Source organism: Arthrobacter sp. STN4, assembly GCF_024539665.1.
Lineage (GTDB): Bacteria > Actinomycetota > Actinomycetes > Actinomycetales > Micrococcaceae > Specibacter.
In genome coordinates this window covers 1-12059 of sequence record NZ_JAKZGX010000005.1, presented here as the reverse complement: position 1 = coordinate 12059, position 12059 = coordinate 1, and the positions used below count along the sequence as shown (strand labels likewise).

11 protein-coding genes and 1 pseudogene are annotated in these 12059 nt (G+C 67.5%); all 12 read right to left on the bottom strand.

Features of this window, described 5'->3' with window-relative positions:
- Window positions 1–28: 28 nt before the first annotated feature.
- Entirely contained in the window at window positions 29–925 is an 897-nt protein-coding gene (locus MMF96_RS05525; RefSeq protein WP_256882829.1) for a DedA family protein, read from the bottom strand.
- 282 nt (window positions 926–1207) lie between these two features.
- The gene (locus MMF96_RS05520; protein ID WP_256882828.1) at window positions 1208–2530 is read right to left on the bottom strand and encodes a thymidine phosphorylase; all 1323 of its coding nucleotides are present in this window, start codon (window positions 2528–2530) and stop codon (window positions 1208–1210) included.
- On the bottom strand, window positions 2527–2985 hold the full coding sequence (locus MMF96_RS05515) for a cytidine deaminase (RefSeq protein WP_256882827.1): 459 nt from the start codon (window positions 2983–2985) through the stop codon (window positions 2527–2529). The genes MMF96_RS05520 and MMF96_RS05515 overlap by 4 nt, the downstream gene beginning before the upstream one ends.
- A gap of 8 nt (window positions 2986–2993) precedes the next feature.
- Window positions 2994–4289 (bottom strand): ABC transporter permease, encoded by a 1296-nt coding sequence (locus MMF96_RS05510; protein WP_176617894.1) that lies wholly within the window; start codon window positions 4287–4289, stop codon window positions 2994–2996.
- On the bottom strand, window positions 4286–5494 hold the full coding sequence (locus MMF96_RS05505) for an ABC transporter permease (RefSeq protein WP_256882826.1): 1209 nt from the start codon (window positions 5492–5494) through the stop codon (window positions 4286–4288). Before MMF96_RS05505 ends, MMF96_RS05510 begins: the two co-directional genes overlap by 4 nt.
- The gene (locus tag MMF96_RS05500) at window positions 5487–7091 is read right to left on the bottom strand and encodes an ABC transporter ATP-binding protein (RefSeq protein ID WP_256882825.1); all 1605 of its coding nucleotides are present in this window, start codon (window positions 7089–7091) and stop codon (window positions 5487–5489) included. Before MMF96_RS05500 ends, MMF96_RS05505 begins: the two co-directional genes overlap by 8 nt.
- A 121-nt stretch (window positions 7092–7212) precedes the next feature.
- The gene (locus MMF96_RS05495) at window positions 7213–8262 is read right to left on the bottom strand and encodes a BMP family protein (RefSeq protein ID WP_176617929.1); all 1050 of its coding nucleotides are present in this window, start codon (window positions 8260–8262) and stop codon (window positions 7213–7215) included.
- Window positions 8263–8492: 230 nt separating this feature from the next.
- Window positions 8493–9506 (bottom strand): NADP-dependent oxidoreductase, encoded by a 1014-nt coding sequence (locus tag MMF96_RS05490; RefSeq protein ID WP_256882824.1) that lies wholly within the window; start codon window positions 9504–9506, stop codon window positions 8493–8495.
- A complete protein-coding gene (locus tag MMF96_RS05485) occupies window positions 9503–9937 on the bottom strand; it encodes an organic hydroperoxide resistance protein (protein ID WP_176617890.1) in 435 nt (144 codons plus the stop codon). Before MMF96_RS05485 ends, MMF96_RS05490 begins: the two co-directional genes overlap by 4 nt.
- 60 nt (window positions 9938–9997) lie before the next feature.
- Window positions 9998–10447, bottom strand: coding sequence for a MarR family winged helix-turn-helix transcriptional regulator (locus MMF96_RS05480; protein ID WP_176617889.1), 450 nt, complete (start codon window positions 10445–10447; stop codon window positions 9998–10000).
- A 123-nt stretch (window positions 10448–10570) separates the two neighbouring features.
- Window positions 10571–11773, bottom strand: coding sequence for an amidohydrolase (locus MMF96_RS05475; RefSeq protein WP_176617888.1), 1203 nt, complete (start codon window positions 11771–11773; stop codon window positions 10571–10573).
- An 89-nt stretch (window positions 11774–11862) separates the two neighbouring features.
- A pseudogene (locus MMF96_RS05470) lies at window positions 11863–12059 on the bottom strand (mannose-1-phosphate guanylyltransferase); the annotation flags it as partial.

The following is a 12059-nucleotide window of genomic DNA, read 5'->3' as shown; positions in this document are numbered from 1 at the left end:
TACTTTAGGGATGCGGCGCCGGTGCGCGCTAGTTTTGGCCGGTCCGGTGCGCTAAGGGCGTATCCTGCGGGCCTGCCGGCGGCCCGGGTACGACGCCGGCCGGTCCGGCCCCGGCTTGGGCGCCGGCTTGGGAGCCGGCTGACGCGGGGGTTCCCGGGGTGCCATGGCTGCCGGCGGCGCCGTGGCTGCCAGGCTGTGGCCCGGCAGCTTCGGCGCCGGCCGCGTGGGCCGCGGCCGCGGCGAGGGCCTGGGCGGCGAGCTGGGCTGCATGGGCACCGGGTTCGGGGCGCGGGGCCAGCCGTCCGCGCTTCTCCAGCTGGTGGTGCAGGATTTTCATGGCGTGGTCCACGATGAAGCCGATGACGATCGCGAAGGCAATGGCGATGCCCACGCCCAGGAGCGGATTGTGATGCACCCAGCGACCGGCGACCCGTCCCACCGAGGCCGAGTACACGACCCACGTCAGCACCGCGATGCCGTCCAGCAGCACGAACCGCCGCCACGGAAACCGCGTGGCACCTGCCGTGAAGTTGACCGCTATGCGGCCCACGGGGATGTAGCGGGCCGTGAAAATGAGGATGGCCCCGCGCTTGTCGAGTTCGCGTCCTGCCCAGGCGAATGCCTTGGCGCCCCGGGGCTTGCGCATCCATTTGAAACGGGTGGTGCCGAGCTTGTTCCCCATGAAGTAGGCGATGTTGTCGCCAATGATGGCACCAAGGGCGGCGCCGGCCATGAGCAGCCAAATGTTCGGGTGGCCGGTGCGCAGCGAGATGGAGGCCAAGGCCACGATGGCGGTTTCGCTGGGCAGGAAGAGGAAAAACCCGTCGATCAGGCAGAACAGGCCAACCACGGGAATGACCCACCACTGCGCGGAAGAATGCGCAAGGACGTAGTTGATCTGGCTGACGATGTGCAAAAAGTCCACCGGGGATGGTTCCTCTCCTCTGGCGGGGTGTTATCCCTTAGTTTCCCACGTCTACCTGTGTGCAGGCATCCACCCAGCGGCCGACATTTGGTCCGTCTTCCCACACCGCCATATGACCACCAACCCCCGGTTGCAACCGGGGCACATTCCACCGTCCCCCGGTTGCAACCGGGGCACTATTTTGCAACGCTTTTGCCGCTCGCGCGGGAGGGTTTGCCATATGCGCCCCGGTTGCGCGGGAGGGTCGGGAAAAACACCCCCGGTTGCAACCGAGCGTCCGTATTAGGCGATGCGGTCGAGGATGAGCTTCCTGGCCGGGCGGGAACCTTCCGGGGCGATCAACACGGCACCTTCCAGGGCCTCCCTGGCCCGGCCGAACTTCTCCGGCGTGTCCGTCAGCAGCGTCATGAGCGGTTCGCCGGCGCGGACCAGGGCACCGGGCTTGGCGTGCATGCGCACACCCGCGCCCGCCTGCACCACATCCTCCTTGCGGGCCCGGCCCGCACCGAGGCGCCAGGCGGCCACGCCCACGGCCATCGCATCCAGGCCCACCAGCACGCCGTCGGCCGGGGCGTAGACGGTCTCCGACTCGCGGGCCACCGGCAGCGCCGCGTCCGGGTCGCCGCCCTGGGCCGCAATCATCCTCCGCCACAAGTCCATGGCCCGGCCGTCCCGCAGGGCGGCGGCCGGGTCGGCATCATGCACGCCGGCGGCCCGGAGCATCTCCTCTGCCAGCCTCACGGTCAGTTCGACGACGTCCTCCGGCCCCCCGCCGGCCAGCACCTCCACCGACTCCTCCACCTCGATGGCGTTTCCGGCGGTCAGGCCCATCGGCGTGGACATGTCCGTCAGCAGCGCCACCGTGTTGACGCCGGCGTCCCTGCCCAGGGCCACCATGGTTTCCGCCAGTTCACGGGCCATGGATTCGTCCTTCATGAACGCCCCGGAGCCCACCTTGACGTCCAGGACCAGGGCCCCGGTGCCTTCGGCGATCTTCTTGCTCATGATCGAGGAGGCGATCAGCGGGATGGCCTCAACCGTGCCCGTGACGTCGCGCAAGGCGTAGAGCTTCTTGTCCGCCGGGGCCAGGCCGGCACCCGCGGCGCAGATCACGGCGCCCACCTCGGAAAGCTGGCGCATCATCTCCGCGTTGCTGAGGTCCGCACGCCAGCCGGGAATGGCCTCGAGCTTGTCCAGCGTCCCGCCGGTGTGTCCCAGCCCCCGCCCGGACAGCTGCGGGACGGCCACGCCGAACACGGCCACGAGCGGGGCCAGCGGCAGCGTGATCTTGTCCCCCACGCCGCCCGTGGAGTGCTTGTCGGTTGTGGCCATGGGGGCCCCGGCCGGCGTGCGCAGGGCCGCGAAGTCCATCCGCTCCCCCGAGTTGATCATGGCGGTGGTCCATTGCGAGATTTCCGCCCGGTCCATGCCGTTGAGCAGGATGGCCATGTTCAGGGCCGCCATTTGTTCGTCGGCGATGGTTCCGCGCGTGTAGGCGTCGATGGTCCAGGCGATCTGGTCCGCGCCCAGCGTGCCGCGGTCCCGTTTGGTGCGGATGATGTCCACGGCGTCAAAGGCCGGGCCGTTGTAGGCGTGCGCGCTCATGATGGGTCCTCCAGGTTCTCCGGGCCAAAGGCGTCCGGCAGTATTTGTTCCATGGTGCGGATTCCGTGTCCGGTCATCAGCACCATGCCCGGTGCCCGGAATTCGTACAGGAGCTGGCGGCAGCGCCCGCAGGGCATGAGCACGGCACCGGCCGCATCCACGCAGTAAAAGGCGCGGATGCGACCGCCGCCGCCCATCTGCAGGGCGCCCACCATGGTGCATTCGGCGCACAGCGTCAGCCCGTAGCTGGCATTTTCGACGTTGCAGCCGGACACCACCCGCCCGTCGTCGAGCAGGGCTGCGGCGCCCACGGGGTACTTCGAATACGGCGCGTAGGCCCGGCCCATGGCGGCGGCGGCCGCCGCGTGCAGCGCGTCCCAGTCCGCCTGGCCGATGTCCGCAGCAGCGGCGAAGCCGGCCCCGGCGCCCTGGGCGGCGTTGTCCATGGTGTCCATCTGCTCCCCTATCCCTTGATGTACGGTTCGCCGTCGGCCGCGGGCGCACGGGACTTGCCCACGAATCCGGAGACGGCCAGGATGGTCAGCGCATACGGCAGCATGGCCAGGAACTGTCCGTCGATGGGCGTGCCGGCCAGCGAGAGGATGCTCTGCAGGTTGCCGGCAACGCCAAACAACAGGGCCGCAAGCGCTGCGCCGATCGGGTTCCAGCGGCCAAAGATCAACGCCGCCAGGGCGATGAACCCGAGCCCGCCGGTCATGTCCTTGCTGAAGCTGCTCACCGCCACGAGCGTGAAGTAGGCACCGCCGACGCCGGCCACGGCACCGCCGGCCAGCACGTTCAGGAAACGGGTCCGGTTGACGTTGATGCCCACCGTGTCGGCCGCCTTGGGGTGCTCGCCGACCGCCCGGATGCGCAGCCCCCAGCGGGTGCGGAACAGGCCGAACCAGACGGCGGCCACCAGCACCAGCATGAGGTAGCCGATGATGGACTGGCGGAACAGGGTGGGCCCGATGACCGGGATCTGCGACAGGAACGGGATGGGCACCTCCGGCAGCTGGGCCGGCTGGTTGTAGATGGTGGCGCCGTCGACCTTGATCTTCATGATCTTTTCAAACAGGAAGCCGGTCAGCCCGGACACCAGCACGTTCAGCACCACGCCCACAATGATCTGGTTGACCACGTACTTGATGCTGAATGCGGCCAGCAGGAAGGAAACCAGCACGCCCGCCACCGCGGCGGCGAACAGGCCCGCGTAGGCGTTGTGCGTGATGGAGGAGACCAGCGACGCCGTAAAGGCGCCGGCCAGCAGCTGGCCCTCAATGGCGATGTTGACCACGCCGGAGCGCTCACACAGCACGCCGGACAGCGAGCCGAAAACGAGCGGAGTGGTGATCAACATGGCGCCGGTGAACAAGCCCACCAGGGTGATGTTCTGCGTCTTGGTGCCGCCGATGATCCACACGAGCAGCCCGATGACGAACGCCGCGGTGAACGTCATCGCCACCCACTTGTCAATGCGGCCCTCGTTTTTCATCTGCCGGTACGCGCGCACGGCCAGCAGGACGCAAAGGGCGGCAACGACGACGCCGAACACCTTGGCGGGCACGGCCAGGTCCGGCACCTGCCACGCGTCCCCCTCCTGGGAGATGCGGAACGTTGCGTCCCCGTCCGGTCCCAGCACGGCAAAGACGATGACGGCGAACAGGGCCAGCACGCCGAACAGGACGGGAAGCTTCCAGCTGCGGACGGCGACGCGGTCCGCGGCCCTGGACGGCGTGATGTTGGCTGTGACGCTCATGCGCTGGCTCCTTCACGGCGGGCGGCCTTGATGCGGAAGATGGACCGGATCAAGGGCGGGGCGGCGATGAACAGCACGATCAGTGACTGCACCACCGCAACAATGTCAATGGAAACGTCGGCGTTGACCGCCATGGAGGTGCCGCCTGCCTTGAACGCGCCAAAGAGCAGGGCGGCAAAGAAGGTGCCCCACGGCTTGGAGCGTCCCAGCAGCGCCACGGTGATGGCGTCAAAGCCGATGCTGCCGGCAATTTCCGAGTCGAGGGATTTCTCCGTGCCGGCAATTTGGGCCACGCCGGCCAGGCCCGCCAGGGCGCCGGAGATGAGCATGACGGTGATGTAGCCGCGGGAGACCAGCATGCCCGCGGTGCGTGCGGCCTTGGGATTGGCGCCGATGGCGCGGTATTCAAAGCCGAGCGTGGAGCGGTTCAGCAGCCAGGACACGCCAATCACGGCCAAGATGGCGATGATCAGCCCCGCGTGGACCCGGAAGTTGGGACCCAGCAGCAGCGGCAACACCGCGTTGTCGTCCATCTGCGGGCTGATCGGGTTGGTGCTGTTGGGGTCCTTGAGCTGGTTTTTCAGCAGGTACAGGACCAGGGAGATGGCAATGTAGTTGAGCATGATCGTCACGATCACCTCGTGGGCGCCGGTCCTCGCCTTCAGGAATCCGGCGATGCCGCCCCAGATCGCGCCGCCAATGGCGCCGGCCAGGATCACAACCAACAGGTGGATGACCGGCGGAAGGTGCATGCCGAAGCCGACGGCGCCGGCAAAGGTGGCGCCGAGGATGATCTGGCCCTGCGCACCAATGTTGAACAGGCCCGTGCGGAACGCCAGCGTCACTGCCAGGCCGGCGAGTATCAGCGGGGTGGCGAAGGTCAGCGTCTCAAAAATGCCCAGCTGGCCCTGCCAGGTGCGGGCCGTGGGATCGTAGGTGGCCCCGCGCCACAGGGCGCCGTAGGCCTCCGACACCGCGGACCAGATGGCCGAAAACGTGGCGCCGGGATCGGCGAAAAAGTAGCCCGAGGCGGTGGCGACGCGCGGATCGGTGACGGCGATCAGGATGCCGCCGATCACCAGGGCCACGACGACGGCGAGCACGGAGATGAGGGCGTTGCCGCCCATGATCTCCCGGATGACCTGCGATCCCTGGCCTTCCTTCGCCGGGGGCACGGGTTCCTTGACTGTCTGCGTCTCACTCATGAGCGCCTCCTTCGGTGTTTCCGGCGGTGCTGTCCCCTGCGGGGGCGTCCCCTACTGTGCTATCCCCTACGGGGGCGTCCAGCTGCGCCTGTGCCTCTTCGGCGGTCAGCCCCGCCATCATCAGGCCCAGCAGTTCACGGCTGGACTTTCCGGGGACAATGCCCATGAGCCTGCCGGCGAACAGCACGGCGATCCTGTCGCCGAGCTCGAGCACCTCGTCCAGCTCGGTGGAGACGATGATGACGGGCGTGCCGGCGTCGCGCTCGGCCACAATGCGCTTGTGCAGGAACTCGATGGACCCCACGTCCACGCCACGGGTGGGCTGGGAGGCGATGAACAGCTTCAGCGGGCGGGCCAATTCGCGGGCCAGCACCACCTTCTGCTGGTTTCCGCCCGAGAGGGTGTCCGCCGCGTCCTGCGCGGACTGGGCGCGGACGTCAAATTCGGCAACCTTTTCCTGCGCACTTTTGGCGATGACGGCCCGGTTCATGGCACCAAACCGTGAGTACGGTTCCTTGGTGTAGAGGTCCAGGACCAGGTTTTCGGCGATGGAGAACTCCCCCACGAGGCCGTCGTCCTGCCGGTCCTCGGGGACAAAGCCGACGCCGGCGTCGAGGACCTGGCGGACGCTGCGGCCCACCAGTTCCTTCCCGTCCAGCATGATGGATCCCTGGACGTGCTTGTGGAGCCCCAGCACGGCCTCGGTCAGTTCGGTCTGGCCGTTGCCCTGGACACCGGCGACGGCGAGGATCTCCCCGTCCGCCACGGCGAAGGTGACGTCGTCCACGAGGCGCTGGCCGGCGTCGTTCATCACCGTCAGCCCGGTGACCTTGAAGCTCTCCTCGCCGGGCTGGGCGTCGGCCTTCTCCAGGGTGAGGCTGACGGAGCGGCCCACCATCATGGAGGCCAGCTCCGTGGTGGAGGCGTCCGGATCGGCGGAGCCCACCACCTTGCCGCGGCGGATGACGGTGATGGTGTCCGAGACGGCCTTCACCTCGCGCAGCTTGTGGGAAATGAACACGATGGATGTCCCTCCGGCCTTCAACTGGGCCATGATGTCCATCAGTTCATCGGTTTCCTGGGGCGTCAGCACGGCGGTGGGCTCGTCCAGGATCAGGATCTTGGCGTTGCGCACCAGCGCCTTGATGATTTCCACGCGCTGCTGCACGCCGACGGGGAGTTCCTCCACGAGCGCGTCGGGGTCCACGTGGAAGCCGAAGCGGGCGGAAATTTCCCGGATCTTCCGGCGCGTGTCCTCCAGGTCAAGGATGCCGGCAAAACCGGTGCTTTCCCCGCCCAGGGCCACGTTCTCGGCAACCGTGAAGACCGGGACCAGCATGAAGTGCTGGTGGACCATGCCAATTCCGGCTGCCATGGCATCGGCCGGGCCGGAGAATTTCACGGGTTTGTCGTCAATGAGGATTTCGCCGGCCGTGGGTTCATACAGGCCGTACAGGACATTCATGAGGGTGGATTTGCCGGCGCCGTTTTCGCCAAGGAGGCTGTGAATCTCACCCGAGGCAACCACCAGGTCAATGTGGTCGTTGGCTACGAGGGCACCGAAACTTTTGGTGATGCCCTTGAGTTCAAGTTTCAAGGATTTAACCCGTCTACGAAAAAAAGTTTATGCGGAACGTTGCGGCTGAACGCCACTGTGCGCCGCACCTCCAGCGAGTGCTGTCGGTACGGCGCATCAGTTCAACGATGTTTCGTTTTTCCTACTTCGGGCTGGACTTCGACTCCACCTTGATGGAGCCGTCGATGATGCCCTTCTTGATCGTGGCGAGCTGGCTCTTGGTGTCGGCGCTGACGGCCGAGTCCAGGTCGTGGAACGGGGCCAGGGCCACACCGCCGTTGTCCAGGGTGCCCACGTACGGGGTGGCGCTGTACTTGCCGGCGAGGTCGTCCTTGACGATGGTCTCCACGGCGTCGCCCATGGTCTTGATGACCGAGGTCAGCAGGATGGACTTGTAGGTGGGGGCCGTCAGGTAGCCGTCCGAGTCGACCCAGACCAGCTTGACGTCCTTGCCGCCCTTGTTGGCGGCCAGGATGGCGTCCCCGGCGCCCTTGCCGAGCGGGCCGGCCACCGGCATGACGACGTCGGCGCCCTCACCGATGAGGTTGTTGGTGGCCTTGGTGCCTTCCTGGATGATGTCAAAGGTGTTGGCGAACAGGCCCTGCTGGCTGGCCACGTTCCAGCCCAGCACCTGGACGTTCTTGGACTGCTGCTTGTTGTAGTAGGCAACGCCCTCGGCAAAGCCGTCCATGAAGATGGTGACCGTGGGGATGTTGATGCCGCCAAAGGTGCCCACCTTGCCGGTCTTGGATACGGAGGCCGCCGTGTAGCCGGCCAGGAACGCGGCCTGGGCGGTGTCGTACACCACGGGCTTGACGTTGGGCAGCTTGATGGAGTTGTCATCGATGATGGCGAAGTGCAGCTTGGGATCCGCCGTGGCCACCTTCTTGGTGGCGTCGGCCAGCAGGAAGCCGACCGTGAACGTGAGGTTGCAGCCGGCGTTGGCCATCTGGTTCAGGTTGGGCTCAAAGTCGGCCTTGGTGGTGGACTGGGCCTCCTTCATCTTGATGCCAAGATCCGCCACGGTCTTCTTCAGGCCCTCATAGGATGACTGGTTGAAGGACTGGTCGTCGAAGCCGCCGGAGTCCGAGACGATGCAGCCAAGGTAGTTCGCGGCGGCGGCGTTTCCGCCGGTGCTTCCGCCGCCGGCGGGTGCCGGCGCCTGGCCGCAGCCGGTGAGCAGGAGCGCCATTGCCCCCAGGGCCACAGTGCCCACAGTGGTCCCGCGCTTAAAAGTGTTTTTCAAGGTTCCTCCATAAGGTGACGATTGCGCATGGCCAACCCCCCGGCCGCCTGCGCAGTGTTAGACACCACAGTAATGGTAGTCATTACTGACCGGTAGCCGGTTTCCCGGGGGAGCCCGGCATCGTTGGGGAACCGTTACCAACATCTGCGCCTGCGGGCGACGGGGCGGGGCGGACCCTATGGCAGGGTGACCACCATCTTTCCCGTGTTGGCCCCGCGCATCAGGTCAATGAAGGCCTGCGGGGCATTTTCCAGTCCCTCCACCACGGTTTCGTCGAAGCGGACGGTCCCCGCCGCGAGCCAGCCGGCCATTTTGTCAGCGAATTCACCGGCCAGGTCCTGGTGTGCACCCACCAGGAAGCCGCGCAGCGTGAGCTGCTTGCCGATCGCCGAGGCCAGGTTCCGCGGCGCGGCGGTGGCGTCGGTGGTGTTGTAGGCGGAGATGGCACCGCACAGGGCAATCCGCCCGAACGGGTTCATCACGGAGATGGCCGCCTCCAGCTGCTCGCCGCCCACGTTGTCAAAGTAGACGTCGACGCCGCCGCTGTCCCCCAGCGCCCCGCGGAGCAGCTCCCGGGCCGGGCCGTCGTGGTAGTTGAAGGCCGCGTCAAAGCCGAGGTCCAGAAGGTGCGCCACCTTTTCCGCCGAGCCGGCACTGCCGATGACCCGCGCGGCGCCAAGCGCCTTGGCGGCCTGGCCTACCAGCGATCCCACGGCCCCCGCGGCCCCGGAAACAAAGACCGTCTCGCCCGGCTTGAAGGCGGCCACCCGGGTCAGCCCGGCGTAGGCTGTCAGGCCGGTCATGCCCAGCGCCCCCAGGAATGCCGAGGGCCGGGCCAGCGAGGGGTCCACCTTCCTGGTGCCCTGGCCCGCGAGCACCGCGTAGTCGCGCCACCCCAGTCCATGGACGACGACGTCCCCCTCCTTGCGCACGTCGCTCCTGGAGGCCACCACCTCACCCACGGCGCCGCCGTCGAGCGCGGCATCCAGGGCAAAGGGGGCGCTGTAGGACTTGGCGTCGTTCATCCGCCCGCGCATGTAGGGGTCCACGCTCATGGCCAGGTTGCGGACCAGGACTTCGCCGTCTTCAAGCTCGGGCACGGGCCGTTCCGCGAGCCTGAAGTTCTCCGGGACGGGCCAGCCGTGCGGCCGGGAGGCAAGCTGGATTTCGCGGGACACCAGGGCACTCATGCTGCGGCCCCTTCCGTGGCGAGGGTGAGCCGGATATCCACGTTGCCGCGGGTCGCATTTGAATACGGGCACACCTGGTGGGCCTTTTCGACCAGCGCCCGGGCCGCCTCGGCCCCGACGTGCGGCAGCGAGACTTCCAGCCGCACGGCGATGCCGAACGCCCCGTTGGCAATGGTGCCCAGGTCCACCTCGGCCTGGACGGTCGAACCGGCGGCGTCCACCTTGTCCCGGCGGGCCACGAGGCGCAGGGCCGAATGGAAACAGGCCGCGTAACCGGCGGCGAAAAGCTGTTCCGGGTTGGTGCCCGGGCCGGAACCGCCCATTTCAGGAGGTGAGGCGAGGTCGACGACGAGCCTGCCGTCGTCCGTGCGGGCCTGGCCGTCGCGGCCGTCCCCGGTGGCGAGGGCGCGTGCGGTGTACAAAGCGTTCATGGAAGGATTCCTTCGGTTGGGTGGCGATGGGGTGTTGTCTATTGTGGGCTGCCTTGCGTGCTACGGCGCGGGATCCTTGGCGTGGGCGTGCAGCGCAGCGGTGACCTTGGCGAGCGTGGCGTTCAGCTGTTCCAGCCCGTCGGGCGTCAGGCCGGCCGCCGCGGCTATGTGGGAGGGCACGGCCAGTGCCTTTTCGCGCAGCCCCGCCCCGTGCGGGGTGAGGTGGACCGCGACCCGGCGTTCGTCGTCGGGCGTCCGCCGGCGCTCCAGCATGCCGGCTGCTTCCAGGCGCTTGAGGAGCGGGGACAAGGTGCCGGAATCCAGCTCCAGCTCCTCCCCCAGCTCCCGGACGGAAACGCCGTCGTGCTCCCAGAGCAGCAGCATGACCAGGTACTGGGGGTAGGTCAGGCCCAGGTCCTGGAGCAGTGGCCGGTAGACGGCGGTGGCGGCGCGGGAGGCCGCATACAGGGAGAAGCAGACTTGGCGTTTAAGGATGCTGCGTTCGGGCATGGCACCAGACTACGTCTTAATTTGGATGTACACAACTTAATTGTGCACAACTTAAATTTGACGGTCGCGGCCGGCCGGATCCGAAAGTGGCTGGTTCCGTCGGGAGGCTGGACCGGCGAAGGCTCAGGCCGCGGGGCGGAGGGCCCGCAGGGCGGCAGCCGTCAGCACGCGGATGCCAATGCCCAGCGCGCGCTCGTCCACGATGTAGTCGCCGCGGTGCAGGTCGTATTCCTCCCCGCCCGGCACATGGGTGCCCAGGCGCATCAACGAGCCGGGGACGCCCTGCAGGAACCAGGCAAAGTCCTCCCCGCCCATGGACTGCGGGGCCAGGACCACGGAATCCTCACCGAGTTCGGCACGCGCGGCAGCCTCAATCAGGGCCGTCTCATGTTCGGAGTTGACCACGGGCGGGACACCCCGGGTGTGCTCCAGGTGCACCTCGACGCCGTACGGTGCGGCCACCTGCTGCACCACGTCGTCGAGCAGTTCGCCGGCCGCATGCCAGGCCTCGCGGTCCAGGCAGCGCATGGTCCCGCTCATGACGCCGTGGCCGGGGATCGCGTTCGGCGCCGAGCCGGCGTTGATCTGCCCCCACACCATGGACACGCCGCTGCGCACGTCCACCCGGCGGGACAGCACGGCGGGTACGTTGATGGCGATCTGGGCCAGTGCGAAGACGAGGTCCTCGGTCAGGTGCGGGCGCGAGCTGTGGCCGCCGCGGCCGGTCAGTTCAATCTTGATGGTGTCCGAGGCGCTGGTGATCGGGCCGATCCGGGTGCCGATCCTGCCCACCTCGATGCGGGGGTCGCAGTGCAGCGCCATGATGCGCGGGACGCCCTCGAGCGCGCCCTGGTCGATGCAGGCCAGCGCCCCTCCGGGCAGCGTTTCCTCGGCGGGCTGGAAGATGATGCGCACGGTCCCGCCCAGCGGCTTTTCGTTGTGCATGCGGGAGAGCACCAGGGCGATGCCGAGCATGGCGGCGGTGTGGATGTCGTGCCCGCAGCCGTGGGTGACCCCGTGGTTGCGGGACGCGTAGGGAAGCCCGGTCTCCTCAATGATCGGCAGGGCGTCAATGTCCCCGCGCAGCGCCGTCGCAATGGGTCCTTCGCCCACGTCCACGATCACCCCGGTGCCCTCGAGGCGGCGGGGCGAGAGGCCCGCGGCGGTCAGCCGGTCGTAGATGGCGGCCGTGGTCCGGTGCTCCTGGAAGGACAGTTCCGGGTGGGCGTGCAGGTCGCGGCGGAAGTCGATGACCTCGTCGATGAGGGGCTCCAGCCAGGGACCGACCAATTCCGTGGGGACTGTTTCCAGCGAATAGTTGCGCACAGAACAAACTTTAGCCATGTCACGGTGCCGGGGCGTCATTGCCGGTCGCCGCGTTACGCGCCGGTAATCTACGCGGAGCGCTCCTGCTGCTAGAGGACGTCCATGTCGCCTTGGGCCTTGAGGCCGTCGACGGCGCGCTTGACCAGTTGGGCGTGGGCACGGGTGGTGACCAGCAGCGCGTCCGGGGTGTCCACGACCACGACGTCCTGGATGCCGATCAACGCAATCACCCGCTTGGTGTCCGTCACCACGATCCCGGTGCTGTCCTCGGTAAAGACCCGCGCAC